Raw genomic sequence first — 19,701 nt, 5'->3', positions numbered from 1 at the left:
CGCTCATCTCAGCGCTCGCTCATCACCGCACTCGCTCACCTCCGCGGTGCGAAGAGCCGGGCGTCGAACCGATCGGCGCGGACGAGTCCGACGCCGAACGCGACGGCGACGGCGACGGGGATCGGGTTCCCGTACCAGAGGTTTATCCCGCCCCAGAGGATCACGAAGCTCACCATGTCGTCGAGCGCGAACTCGCAATCACGCAGCCGCTCGCGGAGCCCGTCGGCGTCGAACGCGCGGTCAAGCGCGACGACCGCGACCGTCGCCGACAGCACCCAGCCGGCGTAATTCGAGAGAGGGACGCCGTAGAAAGCGCCGCCGCCGAAGCTCCAGAAGCCGAGCGCGACCGCGCCGGGGTCCAAGACCACGTCCATCGCGACGACCCCCGCGATCACGGTCGCGAGTCGGAGCCACCGGTTCGATACTCGCGGCCCCAGAAGGAGGAGACAAAGCAGGTACGCGTTTACCACGAGCGGGATGAAAAAGACCGGCAGCGCGACCGGCACGCCGGCGATCATCGGTCCGAGGCTCACGGTGTACTCGAAGGAGCCGTAGGGCCATCCGGTCGCGACACCGAACAGCTCGATCGCGTAGGTGTACACGATCAGGACGCCGAGCCATCCGAGCGCCCGCCTGTCGATCTCGGGAAGCACGCCGACGACGAGCGGCGAGCGCATCACCAGCACGCCCAACAGCACGAACCACGGGTTGAACGCGAGCGGTTCCGGCACCCACCCCTCCGCGCTGCCGACGAGCGCGAACGCCCCGACGAGCGGGAACACCACGGCGATCGTGAACCGGTTCTCGCGGACGAGTCGGTCGAGTCGGCGCTCCGTCTCTGCCCGGGTGTCTGGGAGTCGGGCGCGGAGCGCGTCGAATCGTCCGGGCGCGGAGGCGGGTTCAGGGGATTCGGGGGATCCGGCCGGGTCGCTCATCCGAGCACCTCCGTGATCGGGTAGACGAGCCAGAGCCCGCCCATCGCCAGCAGCGCGCCGACGGCGGTGTTCAGCGCCGGGAACCACCAGTACGCGCGGTCGACCGCGACCGACGACGTCGCGACCCACGCGACGAAGACCGGGTACACCCCGAGCAGCGCCCCGAGTCGTGGATCGACCGCGGCGAACGCGGCCGCGGCGGCGACCCAGCAGGCGAGACAGTAGGCGTAGGTCCGATCCTCGCCGAGCAGCGTCGCGGTCGTCCGGATCCCGGCGGCCCGGTCGGGTTCGATGTCGGGGATCGCGGAGAACGTGTGCATTCCCATCGTCCAGAGCCACGCCCCGGCGAGCGCCGCCAGCGGGGGATGGATCCCCGCGACCGCGGCGTACGCGGCCGCACCCGGGAGAATGTACAGCCCGTTCGAGATCGAGTCGAGGAACGGCGTCGTCTTGAACCGCACCGGCGGCGAGCTGTACCCCGCGCCGAGCAGCAGGAATCCCGCGAGATACGGCCACGCGACCCGCGGCGCGATCGCGATGGTCCCGATCCCGAGCGCCGCCGAGGCGAGCACCGCGAGCGCGACGAGGCGGCTCCCGCGCCAGCGCGCCTCGCGGCCCTCCTTTTTCGGATTCAGCTCGTCGACGTCGGCGTCGAAGGCGTCGTTGACCCCGTAGAGGAACACGTTCGCCGGCACGAGGAAGTAGGCCGCGAGCGCGACCGTGACGGGCGTGAACAGCTCGCTCGCGTCGCCGATTCCGTACGCGACGCCGACGGCGACGGGACCCGCGAGGTAGAGCCAGAAGCGGGGCCGCGACAGCACCAACAGGTACCGGAGCCTGTCGCCGATCGAACGATGGTCGGCGATCGAGCGCTGCTCGGTCCCGCTTCCCGCCGAGCGCCGGTCGGGGTCGGATTCGCTCACGGTGTCGCTCACGCCGTCTTCGACAGCGCTTCGGCTGTCAGTTGGCCGCTGATCAGACACATCGGGACGCCGATGCCGGGGGTCGTCGTCGAGCCGGTGAAGTAGAGGCCGTCGACCGCGTCCGACCGGTGGGGGGGTCGCAGCAACGAGGTCTGTCGCAGGGTGTGCGCCAGCCCCAGCGCGCTCCCCCGGTAGCTGTTGTACCGGTCGGCGAAGTCGTTCACGCAGAACGTCTCCTCGAAGACGATCCGGTCGCGGAGGTCGGTCCCCGCGTTCTCCGCGATGTCGTCGATGACGAGGTCGCGGTACTCCTCGCGGATCTCCGGGGTGTCATCCAGTCCGGGGGCGACGGGAACGAGCGCGAAGAGGTTGCTGTGTCCCTCGGGCGCGACCGTGTCGTCGGTCTCCGAGGGGACACAGAGGTAGTACGCGGGATCGTCGGGCCACGACGGGTCATCGAAGATCTGCTCGAAGTGGCGGTCCCACGCCGTCGGTAACACCAGCGTGTGGTGGGCCAGCTCCGGCACGTCGCCCTCGACGCCGAGGTACAGCAGGAACGCCGAGGGCGCGTACGTCCGCGACTCCCAGTACTCCGCCGCGTACTGGCGCTTTCGCGGCGGGAGCAGCTCCTGTTCCGTGTGCGCGTAGTCCGCGTCGGAGACGACCAGATCCGCGAGATAGCGGTCGTCGTCGACAGCGTCGACCGCGAACCCTCCCTGTCGCCCTTCGATGGCCGTCACTTCGGCGTCGGTGACGTACTCGACGCCGAGGTCCTCCCCGAGCTCGACGATCCCGTCGACGACGGCTCCGATCCCGCCCTCGGGGTAGTAGACGCCCATGTTGTAGTCGACGTGGCTCATCAGGTTGTACAGCGCGGGGGTGTTCGTCGGCGACCCGCCGAGGAAGACGAGGGTGTACTGCATCAGCTGCTGGAGCTTCGGGTGATCGAAGTAGCCCTCGACGTGCCCCTGCATCTTCCCCAGAAGCGAGAGCCCCCACGAGTACCGGAGCACGTCGCGGTCGACGTAGTCGCGGAGCCGCGGGCGGTCCTCGTACACGAAGTGCTCCATCCCGATCTCGTAGGTTCGCTCCGCCTCCTCCAGGTAGTCCTCGAACGCCTCGCCCGCGCCCGGCTCGTACTCCTCGAACAGCGCCTTGTTCGCCTCGTGGTCGGGGAGCACGTCGACCCGATCGCCGTCCTTCCAGAACACGCGGTAGTGCGGGTCGAGCCGCTCCAGCTCGTAGAACTCGTCCGGCGATCGTCCGAAGTGGTCGAAGAACCGCTCGAACACGTCTGGCATCAGGTACCACGAGGGGCCCATGTCGAATCGGAAACCGTCGGACTCCAGCCGGCTCGCGCGCCCGCCGAGCTGCTCGTTCTTTTCGAGGAGGGTGACGTCCGCGCCGGCGTCTGCGAGGTAACACGCTGTCGAGAGGCCGCCGAACCCGCCGCCGATCACCACGACGGATTCGCCGGCCACGGCGTCGATGTCCGGGGCCACGTCCATGTCGGATCCCACGGCCGGCGCAAGTATAAATGGCGGCCAGACGCTGCCGCCCGGTCGTTTCCGGGTGCGGTCACCTCCCGGTCGTTTCCGGGGGCGGTCACCTCCCGGCCGTTTCCGGGTGCGGTCATCGCCCCACGTCGAGACGATTCAAGTGAGTACGCCTAAGTCGGCGACGCTCGTAGCGGACCCCCACATGGATCCGACGGTCGCGATCACCGGCGCAACGAGCGGGATCGGGCGAGCTGTCGCCGAGGCGTTCGTCGACGAGGGGGCGTTCGTCGCCGTCTCCGGGCGCGACGGCGACGCCGTCGATCGGACCGTCGCGGAGCTGAACGGCACCGAAGCGGACGAGTCGACCGGCGTCGCGTGGGGCGCACGCGCCGACGTACGCGACGAGTTCGACCTCGAACGCTTCTTCGAGCGGGTCGCCCGCGAGGCCGGCCCGATCGACATCGCGGTCGCGAACGCGGCCGTCCTCCACGGCGCTCCGGGGGAGCGCGCGACCGACGACACGGCTTACGCCGAGTACGACGACACGATGCGGACGAACGCCCGCGGCGTCTTCGCGACGATCCGCGAGGCGACCCCGCACCTCGCGGACGACGCTCGGGTGATCGTTCCGTCAGGCTCCGCCGCCCGCGAGTCGCGGCCGGGAATGGGCGCGTACGCGGTCTCCAAGGCGGCCGCCGAGGCGGTCGCGCGGGGGTTCGCGGCCGACCTCGACGCGACGGTCGGCGTGGTCGACCCCGGACTCGTCGCGACCGACCTCACCGGGAAAGAGCGCGCCCGCGCCCCCGAGAGCGTCGCGCCGCTCTTCGTCTGGGCGGCCACCGAGGCCCCCGCCGAGGACCTGAACGGCGAGCGGCTCGGGCTCCGCGAGTGGAAGGCCGCGACCCGGTAAGTGAACCGGCTCCGAGACCTAAGTCGACCGCTCGCTTATAAATCGTTGACCGCGCGGTGACCAACCGCACGGTGACCGCTTCCAAAGCCCCGGTCGCCGGCTACGCCGATAGCACCGTTCACTTATGAGCGATGGTCGCCGCTGCGCTCGGATATCGGAACGAACGTTCGTTCGAGAACGTGATTCGGAAGATGGGCTTCAACGAAGCCGCCACTGGGTGTCTCAGATCGGAGTTATCCGAGGTGCGATATCCGCGTCCGGGCCCTCGGCCGCGAGCGACGCGACCGCGTCCATGAACGCGGTTCGGTAGCTCGCGGGACCGTCCGGGTCCGCCGCCGCCGCGCGCTCCCCGGCGAGACCGTACGCGGCCGTCGCCGCCAGCGCGGCATCCGTCACCGTCTCGATCGGCGCGTCCGGGGTTCCCGTCGTCGCCGCGAACGTCCCGACCGTGCTCGCGAGCATGCAGCCCGACCCGACGAACGAACCCATCCGCCCGTGCCCGACCGCGAGCTCGTAGGCCGCCGCCGCGTCGGCGACGACGTCCGCGACACCGGAGACGACGACCGTCGCGGCGGTCTCCTCGGCCAGCGCGCGAGCCGCGTCGGCGACGTCAACGTCGCCGTCGGCGACCGATTCCACGCCTCTGACCGTCGCCTCCTCACCCGCGAGTCCCCTGATCTCCCCGACGTTTCCCTTGATCGCATCGACGGCGACCGCGTCGAGGATCCGGCCGACTGAGTCGACGCGGTGGGGCGTCGCACCGTACCCGACCGGATCGAGCACGACCGGAACGCCGGCCTCGTTCGCCCGCGCTCCGGCGTCGATCATCGCCTCGACGTCGGTCGTCGACGCGGTCCCGGTGTTGATCACGACCGCGTCGGCGTCGGCGGCCATGTCGCCCGCCTCCGCGGGAGCGTCGGCCATCACCGGGAGCCCGCCCCAGTGGAGCGTGACGTTGGCCGTCTCGCTCATCGTCACGGCGTTGGTGAGGTGATGGACGAGCGGTGACGACGCCCCCACCGCGGACAGCGCCGACTGGACTGTCTCACCGTCGATCGGATCAGCGGGCATCCTCGATCACCTCGCGGAGCGTCGCGGTCGCGGCTTCCGGATCCTCCGCGGCGGTGATGGCCGAGATGACCGCCGCGCCGGTCGCGCCCGCCGCCGCGACGGCGTCGGCGTTCGTCGCGTCGATCCCGCCGATCCCGAACACGGGGACGTCGACGGCGTCGGCGATCGCCGCGACGCGATCCGTGCCGATCCCGTTCGTCGCGTCCGGCACGTCCTTGGAGTCCGTGCCGTACACCGCGCCGACGCCGAGGTAGTCCGCACCCGCCGACCGGGCGGCCTCCGCCTCCGCGACCGTCGAGGTCGAGCAGCCCAGGATCGCCCCGTCGCCGAGTCGATCGCGGGCGACCGCGACGGGGAGATCCGACTGCCCGAGATGGACCCCGTCGGCGTCGATCGCGGCGGCCAGATCGACCCGGTCGTTGACGATCAGCGGAACGTCCGCGGCGGCCGTGAGATCCCGCAGGCGGCGTCCGAGTCGGTACCGATCCCGCGCCGATCGGTCCTTGTCGCGCAACTGTACGGCGTCGACGCCGCCCGCGATCGCCGCCTCGACGATCGACGTCGTGTCACGCCCCGCCGACAGGCTCCCCTGAGTCACGAGATACGCACGCCATCCGGTGGGATTCATCGGTGGTATCTTCGAGTGGTGGGTTAAAACGGTTCCGTCGCTTTCTGCAGAGTCGCGTCGCGGGGGCTGCGCTCTTGTCTCGATGGCGGCGGTCTCGCCACGAGGATGTGGATCGCTCGGTCGAGAGCCGAGATGCGCCTCAGTCGATAGCCGTCTCCTCGGCGCGCGCGACGCTTCCTTCGTTCGGTCCCGTGATCGCGTTCTCGGTCCACGTTCCGCGGCGGAACCACGCGACCGCGATCGCGGCGGAGCCGACGTAGGAGATCGCGACCGCGTACCAGACCCCGACGATCCCTGCGCCAAACCCGACCAAGAGGAGGACGCTGATAGGGATCCGGAACACCCAGAGTTCCGTCGTCGAGAGCAGCATCGCCGCCCGAGTGCTCCCGCTTCCGCGGATCCCGCCGAGGACGATCTGGAAGATTCCGAGGAAGACGTACACCGGTCCGGTGATCCAGATGTACCGCGCGCCGATGTCGATCACCGCGACGGAGTCGACGGCTCCGCCGGCCTCGACGTTCAGGAAGAACCCGACGATCGACTCCGCAAAGGGGTACGCGAGGGCGACGACGACGACGAACGCCGCCACGACCACGCCGGCGCTCATGTAGACCGCCCGCCTGGCGCGGTCGACCTGCCCCGCGCCGAGGTTCTGTCCGACGACCGTCTCGGTACCGCGCGCGAGTCCCAACGCCGGGAGGAACATCAGCGAGGAGAGTCGATTGACTATCCCGTAGGCCGCGACCGCGTCGTCGCCGGCGAGGGCGATGACCGCGGTGAGGACGGCGATCCCGCCGGCTCTGAGCCCCTGCTCGGCGGCGATCGGCGCGCCGATGTCGAGTATTTGCCGGACGACGGGGAGATCGGGAACCAGGTCCGCGGGCGACGGATCGAGCCCGACCCGCCCGCTGAACAGCAGGTACAGCCCGACGGTCGCCGCGATACCGCGCGAGAACACGGTCGCGACCGCCGCGCCCTCGATCCCGAATCCCGTGAACCCGGTCGCGGCGAACAGCGACTCTCCGAGTCCGCCCAGTCCGACCCAGGCGAACACAGGGTTCCCGTCGAAGCCGAGCACGAGGAACGGGTCGACGATGACGTTGATGGCGACGCTTATCGCCATGAGGTACAGCGGCGTCCGGGTGTCGCCCCACCCTCGGGAGAGCGCGTCGAAGATGAAAAACCAGAACATGAACGCGACGCCGACGAAGACGATCCGGGTGTAGCTCACCGCCATCGCGTACGGTTCGGTCCCCGGCGTCGCGCCGACGAGCGAGACGAGCGTGGGCGAGAGCAGGTACCCGACGAGCGAGACGACCACCGAGATCAGCGTGACGAACGAGAGGATCTGTCCGGCGACGTGGTGCGACTTCGCGGCGTCGTCGGCCCCTTTATATTGCGAGACGAGCACGGTCCCTGCGACGGTGAACCCGCCGCCAACGCTCACCATCAGGAAGACGATCGGCCACGCGTACGACAGCGCCGCGACCGGTTCCGCGCCGAGCCGACCGACCCAGTACGTGTCCGCGAGGTTGTACCCGACCTGCAGCAGCTGCGAGAAGACGATCGGCGCTGACAGCACCACGAGAGGCCTGAACAGGTCGCCGTCGGTGAGCGTAACCGAGCGGTCCGTCCGCCGTTCGTCGCCCGTGCCGTCCGCGGAGCTACGCCCCATCCTGACTGACCATTCAGTCAGGACGAGTATATCCCTTGTGATTCGCGCCGATTCGGGCGAGGATTCGGTGCGGCGAGACGGCGAGTGCGTAGGTGGCATCAACCGGAAACGACGGTCGCGATCAGTACCCCTAAGCCGATGGGCGTTCGGCGAGACATACTGACGGAGTTGACCTCGCTTCCCGATGGTACGGAGAATTATCGGCCGATTCGGCAACGTGTTCCTCGTGCTCGGGGCCGCCGGCGTCGGCGTTGCGGTCCCGCACCTCGGACCGTACCTCGACCCGCTGATCACGCCGCTCGTCGTCTTTCTCGTGTACACGTCGCTACAGGGTCTGCGACTGGCGGAGATCGACTACTCGTCGTACGCGCTGTTGATCGCGCTCTCGCTTTGCCTCTCGTACCTCCTCCTGCCCGTCGTGGGGACCCGAATCGCGGAGTCGGTCCTCCGGGACACGGCCCTCGTCGGGTTCGCGATCGCGCTCTCCGTCCCGACGACGGCGGGGAGCGCGATCGTCTGGACCCGACTGGCGTGCGGGGACGTCCAGCTCGCGACGATCATCTCGATCGTCTCGCTCCTGATCGCGCCCGCGGCGACCCCTATCGTGCTCACTCAGCTCGTGGGATCGCAGTTTACCGTCCCCGCCGCGTCCATCCTTACCGATCTCGTGGTGATCGTCGGCGGCGGCGTACTACTCACGGCGATCGTCCCGTCCGATTCGATCTCCCCCGCGCTCGTCGAGCGCGGCTCAACGCTCGCGATACTGCTCCTGATCTACACCGCGGTCGCCGGCGTGGACGCGTTCGGAATCGCCGGCTCCTCGCTCCTCGCCATCGTCGGCGTCTCGGTCCTGCTCTTCGGCTTCGGTCTTGGCGTCACCGCCGTCTGTGAGCGGGGATTGGGCGTCGCCCGGAAACGGGCGATTCCGCTCTTTTTCGCCACGAGCCTGAAGAATCTCGGCATCGCGCTGCTCATATCGATCCCGCTCGCCGACCCGCTCGTGACGGTCTCGATCATCGTCTACTACGTCGTCCAGCAGGTCGGCGGGGCCCTGATCGCCGACGCGACGACGTGAGCGCTGAGCGTACCACGGATGGGGTACGCGTCGACGAGGGGAAGCGCAGGCGGAGAGACGAAACGGCGGAAGTACGCCGACGTACGCTACCCCTGCAGCACCGCCCCGAGCGCGTCCATCGCCTCGTCGACGCGCTCGATCCGGGCGTTGTGTCCCATGTGACCGATCCGCAGAACGTCGTCGGCGAGGTCGCCGAGCCCGGTCGCGACGAGCACGTCTCGCTCGTCGCGGAGCGCGCGCTGGAGGTCGCCAGCGCGTCCGGGGACGTGAAACGCCGTCACGGTGGGGGAGCTTCGGTCCGGATCCGGGAACGGCTCCAGTCCGAGATCCGTCCCCCGCTCGCGACAGCACTCCGCGGCCGCCTCGTGGCGGGCGTACGCGTCGTCGAGTCCCTCGTCGAGCAGGATCGCGAGCGCCTCGTCGAGCGCGACGACGTTCGTGGTGAGATGGGTGTACGGGAACCGCTCGTCGGTGTCGCGCCACGGCAGGAAGTTCGTGTACAGCGCGTGGGGGTCGCGCGCCGCCATCGCGTTCCACGCGCGGTCGCTGATCGCGGCGGTGGTCAACCCCGGCGGCGCGCTGAAGCACTTCTGGGACGCGCCGAGACAGACGTCGATCCGCTCGGTCGGGACAGGGGTGCCTCCGAGCGACGAGACGGCGTCGACGACGGTGAGGACGTCGGCCTCCCCCAGCAGATCGAGCGCGGGCCCGAGGTCGTTGAGCGTCCCCGTGGGCGTCTCGCAGTGAACCATGGTCGCGAGGTCGAACTGTCGACCGTCGTTGGCGAGCGCGGCTTCGAGGTCGGCGAGCGGGAGCGGATCGTCGTACTCGGCCGAGAGCAGGGTCGCCTCCCCGCCGTAGTCCTCGACGAAGTCCGCGAACCCGTCGCCGTAGAGTCCGTTGGACAGACACAGCACCTCGGTTCCGGGTTCAACGAGCGAGGCGATCGCGGCCTCCAACCCGAGTATCCCCTCGCCGCCCGGGACGACGACGTCTCGGGTCGTCGCCTCGGAATCGACGGTCGGGGAACCGGGTGAGGCGGAGTCGATCGAAGCACCGGCGGAGTCGACCGGTGCACCGGCGGAGGCGGAGGCCGCCGCGGTCGGCGTCTCGACGCCGTACACGGTCGCCAGCCGGTCGGTCAGCCGGTCGTAGATCCGGTGGAACTCGGGGTCGACGTCGGGGTTGATAAGCTCGCGGCTCATCGCGTCGCGGACGGGGGCGGGGACCGCTGTCGGTCCCGGCGTCATGAGCATACGTCGACACTCGATTCCAACGAGATAAGCGCCCCGCACCGACGGCCACCGGGGCGACTCCCTCACTGCGAGAGCGCGCCAACGGACCACGCGTAGACATATATGATCGGCGACCGGAGTGACACACATGACACGGGACCATCACTGTCGCTCGCGGTCGGTCCTTCCGGCCGATGGATGCGACGCGACCGCCGGGTCGGGGGGATGAATGTCCCGACGATCCCCCTCCCTCCACGTCCTCGCCGTCCTCGCTGCCCTCGTCACCCTCGCAGTTCTCGGCGGGGCGTTCGCCGGATTCGCCGTCGCCCAAGAGGAACCGCCGTTCATCCGCGGCGAGCCCGAACTGGACGTGTACGTCCCCGACTCGACAGTGTCGCCGGGGACGGCGACGGATCTCACGGTGCAGATCGCGAACGACGGCGACGTGGAGGCGGGGTCGGACGTTCGACGGGACACCGTCACGACAGCGCGAAGCGTCGTCGTCGAGGTTCGGAACGACGACTCGCCGCTCGTCGTCGAGACGGACCGACTCGCTGTCGGCTCGATCGGTGACGGCGAGGTCCGCGAGGTACCCATCTCGGTCGCGGTGCCGGCCGACGCGGAGCCGGGGGAGTACTCGCTCGACGTGCGGCTCGAGTACTCGCACACGTACCTCTCAGCGCCGCGGAGCGGGGTCGTTCAGGACCGGTCGCGGACGCGGACGGAATCGATCTCGGTGACCGTCGACGACGCCCCCCGGTTCGCGATGCGGACGGTCAACGCCGACGTTCAGGTCGGCGACTCCGGAACGCTCGCGGCGAACGTGACCAACGTCGGCGGCGAGACTGCGCGCGACCTCTCGGTCGAGCTCGCCGCCAACGGCCCCGACCTCGCGCTCGGTGAGACGGAACGGAACACTGCTCGAATCGAGCGGCTCGACCCCGGCGAGAACGCGACAGTCCGGTTCCCGGCGAGTGTCCGCACGGACGCGGCCGCGGAGTCGTTCGACCTCACCGGTACCGTGCGATACACCGACGTCGACGGCATCCGCGACGCTCACGAGGGAATTCCGGTCGGGCTCCGACCGCGCGCAGCGCAGTCCTTCACGGTCGCGGTCGACGACTCGACGCTCCGCGTCGGAGAGAACGGAACCGTCAGCGGGACGATCCGGAACGACGGGCCGACCAACGTTCGGGGAGTCGTTCTCGCGGTCGGCGAGGGGGCGTTCGTCCCTCGCAGTCCGCGGTACGCCGTCGGCGATCTCGCCGCCGGCGAGAACGCCACCTTCCGGTTCCGCGGCGGGGTCCCGGCGAACGCCGACTCGGTTCCCCAGCAACTGGATCTCTCGACCAGCTACCGGAGCGCCGCCGACACCGAACGGACGACCCAGGAAGCGGTCCGCGTTCCCGTCGCCGAACGCCGGGACGCGGTGACGGTGTCCGCGGTCGATCCGCAGTTCGCGGCCGGCGAGGACGGCGTGTTGCGACTCGAGGTGACGAACCGCCGCGACGTCGAGCTCCGGGACGTCGAACTGCGCCTCGCCGTCGACCAGCCGCTGGAGAGCGAGTTCCGAACGACCGTGATCCCGTCGCTACCGCCCGGGGAGACGGATCAGGTCGCGTTCGACCTCGCCGTCGACGGCAACGCGCCGGTGAGCCGGTACCCCGCGACCGTCGAGATCACGCACACCGACCCCGACGGAATCCGCGTCACCGGAGACCGCGCGACGGTCGCGGCCTCGGTCGTCGAGTCGTCCGGGGGCGAGATTCCCATCGAGGCCGGCGTGTTGATCATCCTCCTGATCCTCGTCGCCGCCGGCGCGTGGTGGTTCTATGTCCGGTGAAGTAGACCAGCCGCTGGCCGGCCAGGCTGATCACCCTCTCGTCGTCGAAGAGCTCACGAAGGACTACGGTAGCGTGGTCGCGAACGACGCCGTATCCTTCGCCGTGAAGGAAGGGGAGGTGTTCGGTTTCCTCGGCCCCAACGGCGCGGGGAAGTCGACGACGATCCGGATGCTGTTGGGACTGTTAAAGCCCACCTCGGGGACGGCGTCGGTGCTCGGGGCCGACATCCGCGACGAGGCCGCGCTGACCGAGGCAAAGCGTCGGATCGGCTACCTCCCCGCGCACCTCGGGTTCGACGGGGAGGTGACCGGCGAGGCGGTGCTCGACTACCACGGCGCGGTGAAAGGCGAGAGCCGCCGGGACGAGCTGCTGGAGCTTTTCACCCCGCCGATCGAGCGACCGGTACGCGAGTACTCGACCGGGAACAAGCGGATGCTCGGACTGGTGCAGGCGTTCATGCACGACCCCGATCTCGTGATCATGGACGAGCCCACGGCCGGGCTCGACCCGCTCAAACAGGAGGGGTTCAACGAGTTCGTCCGGGACGAGCGCGACCGCGGCACGACCGTGTTCTTCTCCTCGCACGTGTTGAGCGAGGTGCGACGCGTCTGCGACCGCGTCGGCATCCTCCGCGCCGGGTCACTCGTCGAACTCGAGAACGTCGAAGCGCTGCTCCACCGGGGCGGGAAACACGTTCGCGTTCACGCGAGCGACGCGGCGGTCGCGGCGATAACCGACCTCGACGGCGTCGTCGACCCCGAGCGATTTGCCGAGGGGGCCCAGTTCATCTACGCCGGCGACGCCAACGCGCTCCTCCGCGAGCTCGCGGCCCACGACGTCCGCGACGTGGAGATCGGCGAGCCTCCGATCGAGGACGTGTTCGCTCACTACTACGGGGGCGAGGAGGTGGTGGAAGAGGAGACGATCGGAAGCGAGGACGAAGAGGAGACAGACGAGGGCGAGGAGACCGCGGGCGACGGAGCGGTGGACGGGAGCGAGGGCGACGGAGCGGGGACGACGAATGCTTGAGACGGTTCGGTACGAGGGGCGACGGCGGCTTCGCGGTGCCGCGATTCTCACGGCCGGGGTCGGGGCGTACTCCGGGTTCATCGTCTGGTACTTCACCGTGCTGGAGGGCGTCAACTACGAGGACGTCTTCGAGGACCTGCCGCCGGCGATGCTGGAGGCGTTCGGCATCGAGAACCTGTCGACGATCGAGGGGTTCCTCGGCGCGCAGGTGTTCAACTTCGTCTGGCTGCTCGGGCTGGGGCTGTACTTCGCGTACGTCGCCGGCGGCACCGTCGCGGGCGACATCGAGACGGAGCGGATGGACCTCCTCCTGTCGTTTCCCGTCACGCGGGCCCGGCTGCTCGTCGAGAAGTTCGCCGCCCTGCTCGTCCCAATGATCGCCGTCAACGCCCTCGGCGGCCCGATCATCTACCTGTTCGTCGTCGCCGTCGGGGAGTCGATGCCCGTCGAGAACCTCTTCCTCGCGCACCTGCTGTCCGTCCCGTTCCTCCTCGTCTGTGCGGGGATCGGTCTCGTCTTCTCGGTCGCGGTCGATCGCGCGGCGATCGCCGAGCGAGGCGCAGTCGGGGCCGTCTTCGTCCTGTACCTCGTCGAATCCGTCGTCGGTGGGGCCGACGCGTACGACTGGATACAGTACCTGAGTCCGACGCAGTACTACGAGCCGACCCCCATTCTGATAGACGGGTCGTTCGAGCCGATCGATTCGGCCATCCTGCTCGTCGCGTTCGTCGGCCTGCTCATCCTCGCGCAGGCGCTGTTCCAACGCCGAGATATCTGAATCGATGGTCCTGTTGAAACTCTCAACAAGTGATATTTCCTGTGCTGGGTGCCGTCAATACAGGAAGCGTGGTGAGCAATAACGGGAGTGGGTATTGCAATCCGCCGCCGGCGACGCGGTATTTAAATGGTCGAGCGCGACGGCGACGGCTACTTATAAATAAACGAGGCTGTCGGCGCGCCTCTGAGCGCCCGGAGGGCGCGAGGAGCCCGCGAGGGACGCCGCGAGCGAAGCGAGCGGCGAGGTTGGGGAGGCGTGAGGTGCGGGGCTGTTGCGGTCGGGTGGGGCTCAAAGGGGCAGTCGCCGGCGCGAAGCGCCTCTGGAAGCCGCCGGCGACGAAGCCGTGAGCCGTCGCGGCTGGGGCTTTGGAGGTGTTCTCGGCTCTGTCAACAACAATCACTTATACGCAATCACCTCCAGAGACACAGCAATTCACCGCGCCAGCAACGATATATAAACAGCCGCCGGCAACACCACTCACTCACTTATAAATGACCACTCCACCCGCGTGCAATACCCACTCCCGTAAACGATCAGACGACACTGGTCAACGACCAGCGTTTTAGACGTAAATGACCCTATTAAACTAGTGAACTACCCTACCCTACTCGCTGACGGCTGACGCCGTTCGCTCCTTAAGGGTAGGGCTTCCTGATTCCACGACGCGCTTTGCAGACACGGAGGTGTCCGTAGGGAGCGCACTCTCCACAGGCGTTCTTTCGGAGTGTCCCACTCCTACATCTTCGAGACCGCGAGAAAGGATGTTCCACGCCGCGTTCGCGTCCCTATCCGCCTCAAACCCGCAGGCGGGACAGGAGTGTTCACGGACCCACAACGGTTTGTCGGTGGAGACGCCGCACCAAGCGCACTCCTTGGTCGTCCCTCTTGGGTTGACCGCCACGAAGTGCGCCCCCTCTCGCTTGCACTTGTATTCGAGCAACGAGAGGAACGTCCGCCACGCGGCAGACGCCGTGTTGCGGCTGTTCGACGGCGACTCCATCATCCCCTTCACGTTTAGGTCTTCGACCGCCACAAAATCGTACTCTCGCGCGTAGTACGCCGAGAGTTTGTGCAAGAAGTCGCGGCGCTTCCGTCGGAGGTCAGCATGGCACTCCGCGACTCGACGCCGTTGCGCCTCGTAGTTGTTCGACCCGTGTTCCTTCCGTGAGAGGGACCGCTGTTCACGTTCCAGTCGTTCCCGTTCGGCGGAAAGGTCAAGCGACCCGATGGCGGTTCCGTCGGTGTCGTGGGCGTACTTGAGAACCCCCACGTCGACACCGACGCACCGCTCGGGGTTCTCAGGCGGTTCGGGCGGTTCTCGGTCCATTTCGACGCCAAACGTGGCGAACCACTCGCCCGTCGGCTCTTTCTTGACCGTGACCTGTTTGAGATTCGCGTCGTCCTCAGAAATCGGAGACTTCTGATGGGCTGCACAAGAGCTGTCGCTCTTATGAACGTCGGGAATGGCGCGGTGGAGCCGGATCGGGATATCCGCGAGTTTCGAGAGTGACAGGACAGTCTGACCGCTCTTCTTGTCGAGCTTGAAGCCAGACTGACTGTACGTGAAACTGCGGAACTCCCGTGGTGGCTTCCATTTGAGTTGACCGACGCCGTAGCCGTTCTCTTTGAGCTTGGAGAGGCCTTTGAGGTTGTCGAACAGCCGTTCCACGACGGTCTGGAGAACCTTTGAGTACACGTCCGAGAGACCGTCCCACCACTTCTTCAGGTCGGGGAGTTCCGACCGAAGCGTGGTCATGGACGGGAGTTCACCGTTTTCGTCTTGGTACTCGTTGAGGCGGTAGAGCGTGTGGTTATACAGTTGCCTACAAATATCGCGGTGGCGGTCCAACTCCTCTCGTTGGGCGTCGGACGGCTTGAGGCGATACTTGTAGGCGTAGTACATCAGTTCTCCCGCTGGTCTTCGACGTATTGTTTCAGAACGTCCAAAGACACCTGCCCCGTCGAGATGAGACAGTACGAGTCGTTCCAGAACGAGTCACCCCACAGTTCGGTCTTCAGTTCATTCTGGTACTCGTTTCGGATACGGCGGGCGGTTGCGCCCTTGACCGTATTGATGAACTTCACGAGGTCGGTGGTGGGTTTCGCTCGGAACAGGATATGAACGTAGTCGTCCTCGCCGTCGAGGTTCGTCAGTTCGACGCCGTACTTGTCCGTGAACCCACTGATAACGCCGCGAATGAATTGTGTTCGCTCCTCAGTTAGCACTCCACGCCGATACTTCGTGGTGAGTATCAGGTGGTAGTGCAGGGAGTACGTCGAATGCGCTCCCGAATCGAGGTCGTATTCCATTGGGTTCGTACTATTATGCGGTACCCCAACGCAAAAACGTTGCGACTACGTGGGCCTGTGGGCCTGTAACCGTATCGCTATATGAACAGGTGATGACGGCGCTGTATCCCCACCCTACTCCGATCCCTTCGGTCGCTCCGTTGAGGGTGGGGGCTTAGCCCCTATATCCAGCTAAAAGTTGATAGTTTGTGCCCCAAGGACCCAGTACAAGAGACGAACGTTAAATCACTCACTCGCTGTCACGAACGCTGTGTGAGAGACAGGGCGCGAGTGCAGCACCAGGGAGAAATATGGGACCCGACGATCGTTTCAGGCTGGCGCAGCAGGAAGTTCCGTCAGCCCGAGCTGCCGAAGCAGTCCGAGCAAATCGGGCCTGCCCCAGCGCTCCACGATCTTCCCGTCCTCCAGTCGTACGAACGCCATCGCCTCGATCTCGAACGCGTTTCCGGTCGGCTCGATTCCCATAAACGTGCCCTGATGGGTTCCCCGCTGAGTCATCCGAACAGCGACGGTGTCATCCTCCGCGACGATTTCCTGTGGGGTAATGACGAAGTCGGGGAACGCAGTCCGTACCGTCTTCAGGGTTTCCACGACCGTCTCACGGCCGGTCGTATCGCCCAACGGAGTGTGGTCGGCGATATCTTCGGCGAGGAGCTCCTCGGCTGTGTCGTAGTTCCCCTCGTTGATGAACTCCTCCGCGAACCGGCGGACGATCTCCTTGTTATCGACTAGTGCAGGCATGGTAATCCACTTGTAGAGACGCGCCCAGACGAGATAAGCTAGCATGCACCATTGCTAACATAGTTGTCTGGGGACTGCGATGTCCGGCCGGTAGCTAAATACGTGGATAGCTGCCATCGGTCACAAGCGTTGCTCGATCCATCCGCTGTATTCAGCACGGCGGTTGAAACCTACTATCGGCTCAGGATTTCAACAGCGCCACGCACCTATATCTGACAAAGAGGATTTTCAACAGAGCCGAATCGAGAGAAATCGAAGGAATTCGACGGCTGTGGCGCGCGTTCGAGCCGTTTCACGCCGACGGCTCGCAACGAGTCGGCCGATACGTTCATATGTTTCTGTCGCTTCGCTAACGGCACGATGATGCTTCCGACCCACGTGCTCGGCGGGATGCTGCTCGCCGCGCCGCTGGTGCGCGTGGCCCCGGAACTGGCACCGATCGGCTTCGTCGCCGGGTTCCTCGGCGGCCTCTTTCCGGACCTCGACATGTACGTCGGCCACCGGAAAACCCTCCATTTCCCCGTGTACTACACCGCGATCGCGGGGATCGCCGTCCTCGCCGCGCTGGTAGCGCCATCCGCCGTCACGGTCGGGATCGCGCTGTTCGCCCTCGGCGCGGCGATCCACAGCGTCGCGGACATGTACGGCGGGGGGTTGGAGCTCCGCCCGTGGGAGGGAACCTCCGACCGCGCGGTGTACGACCACTACCGGAAGCGGTGGATCGCGCCGCGCCGTGGCGTCCGGTACGACGGAGCGGTCGAGGATCTCGCGCTCTCCGTTGGTCTGTCTCTTCCCCTCCTCTACCTGCTCAACGGCCCGCTCCGGCTGATCGTAGTCGCGACGCTGATCGTCGCGGTCGCGTACACCGCGCTCCGCCGCCACCTCGCAGAGCTGGCCGCGCTCGCAATCTCCCTCGTGCCCGCAGCGGCGGCCCCGTATCTCCCCGATCGGTATAGAAACGACGGCCCGCCGCGGTGAGTTGTTTTTAAGTAAATGATGCTGGGGCGGTGAACGCCGCCAACGCCCCAGTCGCCGAACTCGCTACCCACCGCGGCGAACTCACTACCCGCCGCGACGAACTCGCTACCCGCCGCGACGACCTCACGCGTCGCGACCGGCCAGCTCGCCGCGCGCCGAGCGCCAGCCCTCGAAGTAGGCGCTGGCCGGGTGGTAATCGGGCTCGACGCCGGGCGGCTCCGCCGCCACGAGGTCCCCGTTCGCGTCCGGCGGCAGCCGCTTCTCGTACCAGACGCCCGCGGGGCCGCGGAACAGGTCCGTTCGAACGATGAACCGCCGGTGCCACCGACGAAGCCGCTCCGCCGCCTCCGCGTCGCCGCGCGCCACCGCCCGCTCGGCCAGCGCCGCGGACGCGCCTATCGCCTCCGCGAGCGCCCACCCGTATCGATCCGGGACGAGAACGGATCCGTCGGCCTCGTGGGTGTACACGAACCCGTTCTCCGACCAGCCGTGCTCGACGGCCGCGTCGAACAGGTCGAGGCCCCGGGCGTACCAGCCGTCTCCGGGCCCGATGGCGGTCGAGGCGTCGGGATCGTCGTACCGGTCGAGCAGAGCGAGGAACTTCGCCCACTCCGCGTGGTGACCCGGTTGGTACCCCGGCGGACGGAACTGGTGGCGCGGCCGATCCGCGTTGTAAGCGAAGTCGTGCTCCCAGTCAGCCGTGTAGTGTTCCCACAGGAGCCCGTTCGTCTCGGCGGCGAGATCGAACGCGATCGACTCCGCGACGTGGCGCGCGCGTTCGAGGTACGTCTCGTCGCCCGTCGCCTCGTAGGCGGCGACGTACGCCTCACACGCGTGCATGTTGGCGTTCTGACCCCGGTAGGCCGCCAGCTCAACCCAGTCCTCGTCGCAGTCGCTCCGGAGGAGACCGGATCCGTCGCGGAACCGTTCGTCGATCAGCGCGTGTGTCTCCGCGAGACCGTCGCGAGCGCCGTCGACGCCGGCGTCCGCCGTGCGGGCGTACGCCAGAAGCACGAACGCGTGCCCGTACGCGGACCGGGTGCGGTCGACCGGCGTCCCGTCCTCCTCGACGACGAGGTGGTAGCCCCCGTCGTCGCCCCGGTGGGCCTCCCGCAGGAACGCCAGCCCGTGTTCGGCGGCCGAACCGCACCAGTCCGGCCCGTCAGCGAGCGCCCCCGCCGCGAAGTTGGCGACCGACCGACAGGTGGCGACGAGGTGTCGTTGAACGCCCGTGTAGCGGTCCCCCGTTTCCGGGTGGAGGAGCCGGTACCCGCGCTCCGCGAGCACGTCCGGGTACTGAACGCGGAGCGTCGAGAGCAGCCGGGCTCGGTGGGTCCGTGCTCGCCGTCGGACGGATTCGGGCGTCGCGTCGTGCATCGTTGTACGAGACCGTGCCTCTCCGCCTAATGACTGTCGACCGTCGTCCGCGGTCGCGTCGACGATGCTCGGTCCTCGCCGCCGTATCTCGGCCCTTCGGTCGTCGCATCACGGCTCGGTGTGCGATATTGTGAGATCTGTCCAAAACTATTATCAGCGCGCGGGGCGTACGGTGCGATGATGAGTTCACCCGAATCCGTCCCCACGGAACCGATCCAGCTGACCGACGCCGACGACTTCGACGAGATCGTCGCCGACCACGACGTCGTCCTCGTCGACTTCTACGCCGACTGGTGTGGCCCCTGTCAGATGATGGAGCCGGCCGTGGAGTCGATCGCGAGCGACACCGACGCGACCGTCCTGAAGGTCGACGTCGACGTCCATCAGGCCCTCGCGGGCGAGTACGGGGTGCAGGGAATCCCCACGCTTCTGGTCTTCTCCGACGGCGAGCTGGCCGATCGGATGGTCGGCGCGCAGACCGAGCAGGCCCTGACCGACGTGGTCGCCGGACTCACCGCCTGAATGTCCGACGCCGCGAACGCCCCCGGAGCCGAGGCGGAGGGGATGACCCCCCGCGAACTGCGCGCGGACGTCCCGGCGCTCGCCGAGGCGGCGTACTTCAACTTCGGGGCGCACGGGCCGAGTCCGGCGTACGTCGTCGAGGCCACCTCGTCGTGGGGGGGCGAGCACGAG

General features: G+C 67.5%; 18 protein-coding genes and 1 pseudogene. 8 read left to right on the top strand and 11 right to left on the bottom strand.

What is annotated here, in order from left to right:
- Window positions 1–35: 35 nt before the first annotated feature.
- Genes cruF through ACFQEY_RS08920 form a run of 3 tightly spaced genes read right to left on the bottom strand, consistent with a single transcriptional unit; the run spans window position 36 to window position 3,366 of the window.
- Window positions 36–935, bottom strand: coding sequence for a bisanhydrobacterioruberin hydratase (gene cruF / locus ACFQEY_RS08930; protein ID WP_379767394.1), 900 nt, complete (start codon window positions 933–935; stop codon window positions 36–38).
- A complete protein-coding gene (locus tag ACFQEY_RS08925) occupies window positions 932–1,870 on the bottom strand; it encodes a prenyltransferase (protein ID WP_379767554.1) in 939 nt (312 codons plus the stop codon). Before ACFQEY_RS08925 ends, cruF begins: the two co-directional genes overlap by 4 nt.
- Complete coding sequence (locus ACFQEY_RS08920; RefSeq protein WP_379767392.1) at window positions 1,867–3,366, bottom strand: phytoene desaturase family protein; 1,500 nt, start codon at window positions 3,364–3,366, stop codon at window positions 1,867–1,869. The genes ACFQEY_RS08925 and ACFQEY_RS08920 overlap by 4 nt, the downstream gene beginning before the upstream one ends.
- A 193-nt stretch (window positions 3,367–3,559) precedes the next feature.
- On the opposite strand from ACFQEY_RS08920, the gene ACFQEY_RS08915 reads away from it, so the two are divergent.
- Window positions 3,560–4,267, top strand: coding sequence for an SDR family oxidoreductase (locus ACFQEY_RS08915; protein WP_379767551.1), 708 nt, complete (start codon window positions 3,560–3,562; stop codon window positions 4,265–4,267).
- 222 nt (window positions 4,268–4,489) lie between these two features.
- Here the strand turns inward: ACFQEY_RS08915 and thiM are convergent, their stop codons facing one another.
- From thiM to ACFQEY_RS08900, 3 genes are all read right to left on the bottom strand, one after another.
- Window positions 4,490–5,338, bottom strand: a complete 849-nt coding sequence (gene thiM / locus ACFQEY_RS08910) for a hydroxyethylthiazole kinase (protein ID WP_379767389.1) — start codon at window positions 5,336–5,338, stop codon at window positions 4,490–4,492.
- Window positions 5,328–5,966, bottom strand: a complete 639-nt coding sequence (gene thiE, locus ACFQEY_RS08905; RefSeq protein WP_379767386.1) for a thiamine phosphate synthase — start codon at window positions 5,964–5,966, stop codon at window positions 5,328–5,330. The genes thiM and thiE overlap by 11 nt, the downstream gene beginning before the upstream one ends.
- 139 nt (window positions 5,967–6,105) lie before the next feature.
- Complete coding sequence (locus tag ACFQEY_RS08900; RefSeq protein ID WP_379767383.1) at window positions 6,106–7,641, bottom strand: MATE family efflux transporter; 1,536 nt, start codon at window positions 7,639–7,641, stop codon at window positions 6,106–6,108.
- 184 nt (window positions 7,642–7,825) lie between these two features.
- Between ACFQEY_RS08900 and ACFQEY_RS08895 the strand changes: the two genes are divergently transcribed.
- A complete protein-coding gene (locus ACFQEY_RS08895) occupies window positions 7,826–8,716 on the top strand; it encodes a bile acid:sodium symporter (RefSeq protein WP_379767380.1) in 891 nt (296 codons plus the stop codon).
- Between the two features lie 86 nt (window positions 8,717–8,802).
- Here ACFQEY_RS08895 and ACFQEY_RS08890 read toward each other — a convergent pair whose 3' ends face one another.
- Window positions 8,803–9,972, bottom strand: coding sequence for a pyridoxal-phosphate-dependent aminotransferase family protein (locus ACFQEY_RS08890; protein WP_379767377.1), 1,170 nt, complete (start codon window positions 9,970–9,972; stop codon window positions 8,803–8,805).
- 208 nt (window positions 9,973–10,180) lie between these two features.
- Between ACFQEY_RS08890 and ACFQEY_RS08885 the strand changes: the two genes are divergently transcribed.
- The 3 genes from ACFQEY_RS08885 to ACFQEY_RS08875 are packed head-to-tail and all read left to right on the top strand — an operon-like array spanning window position 10,181 to window position 13,602.
- Complete coding sequence (locus ACFQEY_RS08885) at window positions 10,181–11,794, top strand: COG1361 S-layer family protein (protein ID WP_379767374.1); 1,614 nt, start codon at window positions 10,181–10,183, stop codon at window positions 11,792–11,794.
- Window positions 11,784–12,824 (top strand): ABC transporter ATP-binding protein, encoded by a 1,041-nt coding sequence (locus ACFQEY_RS08880; RefSeq protein WP_379767371.1) that lies wholly within the window; start codon window positions 11,784–11,786, stop codon window positions 12,822–12,824. Before ACFQEY_RS08885 ends, ACFQEY_RS08880 begins: the two co-directional genes overlap by 11 nt.
- Window positions 12,817–13,602, top strand: a complete 786-nt coding sequence (locus ACFQEY_RS08875) for an ABC transporter permease subunit (RefSeq protein ID WP_379767368.1) — start codon at window positions 12,817–12,819, stop codon at window positions 13,600–13,602. Before ACFQEY_RS08880 ends, ACFQEY_RS08875 begins: the two co-directional genes overlap by 8 nt.
- 604 nt (window positions 13,603–14,206) lie before the next feature.
- Here ACFQEY_RS08875 and ACFQEY_RS08870 read toward each other — a convergent pair.
- The 3 genes from ACFQEY_RS08870 to ACFQEY_RS08860 all read right to left on the bottom strand — a co-directional run bounded on the left by ACFQEY_RS08870 (window position 14,207) and on the right by ACFQEY_RS08860 (window position 16,653).
- Window positions 14,207–15,505, bottom strand: coding sequence for an RNA-guided endonuclease InsQ/TnpB family protein (locus ACFQEY_RS08870; protein ID WP_379767366.1), 1,299 nt, complete (start codon window positions 15,503–15,505; stop codon window positions 14,207–14,209).
- Window positions 15,505–15,912: an IS200/IS605 family transposase gene (gene tnpA, locus ACFQEY_RS08865; protein WP_379767363.1), complete on the bottom strand. Its 408-nt coding sequence runs from the start codon at window positions 15,910–15,912 to the stop codon at window positions 15,505–15,507. Before tnpA ends, ACFQEY_RS08870 begins: the two co-directional genes overlap by 1 nt.
- 309 nt (window positions 15,913–16,221) lie before the next feature.
- Complete coding sequence (locus tag ACFQEY_RS08860; protein ID WP_379767360.1) at window positions 16,222–16,653, bottom strand: ester cyclase; 432 nt, start codon at window positions 16,651–16,653, stop codon at window positions 16,222–16,224.
- A 360-nt stretch (window positions 16,654–17,013) separates the two neighbouring features.
- Here ACFQEY_RS08860 and ACFQEY_RS08855 point away from each other — a divergent pair, with 360 nt between their 5' ends.
- A complete protein-coding gene (locus ACFQEY_RS08855) occupies window positions 17,014–17,631 on the top strand; it encodes a metal-dependent hydrolase (protein ID WP_379767356.1) in 618 nt (205 codons plus the stop codon).
- Between the two features lie 123 nt (window positions 17,632–17,754).
- Here ACFQEY_RS08855 and ACFQEY_RS08850 read toward each other — a convergent pair whose 3' ends face one another.
- A complete protein-coding gene (locus ACFQEY_RS08850) occupies window positions 17,755–19,008 on the bottom strand; it encodes an AGE family epimerase/isomerase (RefSeq protein WP_379767353.1) in 1,254 nt (417 codons plus the stop codon).
- 180 nt (window positions 19,009–19,188) lie between these two features.
- Between ACFQEY_RS08850 and trxA the strand changes: the two genes are divergently transcribed.
- On the top strand, window positions 19,189–19,530 hold the full coding sequence (gene trxA, locus ACFQEY_RS08845) for a thioredoxin (protein WP_379767350.1): 342 nt from the start codon (window positions 19,189–19,191) through the stop codon (window positions 19,528–19,530).
- Window positions 19,531–19,572: 42 nt separating this feature from the next.
- Window positions 19,573–19,701, top strand: a pseudogene (locus tag ACFQEY_RS08840) (aminotransferase class V-fold PLP-dependent enzyme); the annotation flags it as partial.

The sequence above is a fragment of the Halorubrum trueperi genome, assembly GCF_042662525.1.
GTDB lineage: Archaea > Halobacteriota > Halobacteria > Halobacteriales > Haloferacaceae > Halorubrum > Halorubrum trueperi.
This window is presented reverse-complemented; position numbering and strand designations above follow the sequence as displayed.

Bases quoted from the DNA above. Each gene is read 5' to 3' on its own strand.
- cruF (WP_379767394.1), bottom strand. From the start codon at position 935: ATGAGCGACCCGGCCGGATCCCCCGAATCCCCTGAACCCGCCTCCGCG.
- ACFQEY_RS08920 (WP_379767392.1), bottom strand. From the start codon at position 3,366: ATGGACGTGGCCCCGGACATCGACGCCGTGGCCGGCGAATCCGTCGTG.
- ACFQEY_RS08915 (WP_379767551.1), top strand. From the start codon at position 3,560: ATGGATCCGACGGTCGCGATCACCGGCGCAACGAGCGGGATCGGGCGA.
- thiM (WP_379767389.1), bottom strand. From the start codon at position 5,338: ATGCCCGCTGATCCGATCGACGGTGAGACAGTCCAGTCGGCGCTGTCC.
- thiE (WP_379767386.1), bottom strand. From the start codon at position 5,966: ATGAATCCCACCGGATGGCGTGCGTATCTCGTGACTCAGGGGAGCCTG.
- ACFQEY_RS08900 (WP_379767383.1), bottom strand. From the start codon at position 7,641: ATGGGGCGTAGCTCCGCGGACGGCACGGGCGACGAACGGCGGACGGAC.
- ACFQEY_RS08895 (WP_379767380.1), top strand. From the start codon at position 7,826: ATGGTACGGAGAATTATCGGCCGATTCGGCAACGTGTTCCTCGTGCTC.
- ACFQEY_RS08890 (WP_379767377.1), bottom strand. From the start codon at position 9,972: ATGCTCATGACGCCGGGACCGACAGCGGTCCCCGCCCCCGTCCGCGAC.
- ACFQEY_RS08885 (WP_379767374.1), top strand. From the start codon at position 10,181: ATGTCCCGACGATCCCCCTCCCTCCACGTCCTCGCCGTCCTCGCTGCC.
- ACFQEY_RS08880 (WP_379767371.1), top strand. From the start codon at position 11,784: ATGTCCGGTGAAGTAGACCAGCCGCTGGCCGGCCAGGCTGATCACCCT.
- ACFQEY_RS08875 (WP_379767368.1), top strand. From the start codon at position 12,817: ATGCTTGAGACGGTTCGGTACGAGGGGCGACGGCGGCTTCGCGGTGCC.
- ACFQEY_RS08870 (WP_379767366.1), bottom strand. From the start codon at position 15,505: ATGTACTACGCCTACAAGTATCGCCTCAAGCCGTCCGACGCCCAACGA.
- tnpA (WP_379767363.1), bottom strand. From the start codon at position 15,912: ATGGAATACGACCTCGATTCGGGAGCGCATTCGACGTACTCCCTGCAC.
- ACFQEY_RS08860 (WP_379767360.1), bottom strand. From the start codon at position 16,653: ATGCCTGCACTAGTCGATAACAAGGAGATCGTCCGCCGGTTCGCGGAG.
- ACFQEY_RS08855 (WP_379767356.1), top strand. From the start codon at position 17,014: ATGATGCTTCCGACCCACGTGCTCGGCGGGATGCTGCTCGCCGCGCCG.
- ACFQEY_RS08850 (WP_379767353.1), bottom strand. From the start codon at position 19,008: ATGCACGACGCGACGCCCGAATCCGTCCGACGGCGAGCACGGACCCAC.
- trxA (WP_379767350.1), top strand. From the start codon at position 19,189: ATGAGTTCACCCGAATCCGTCCCCACGGAACCGATCCAGCTGACCGAC.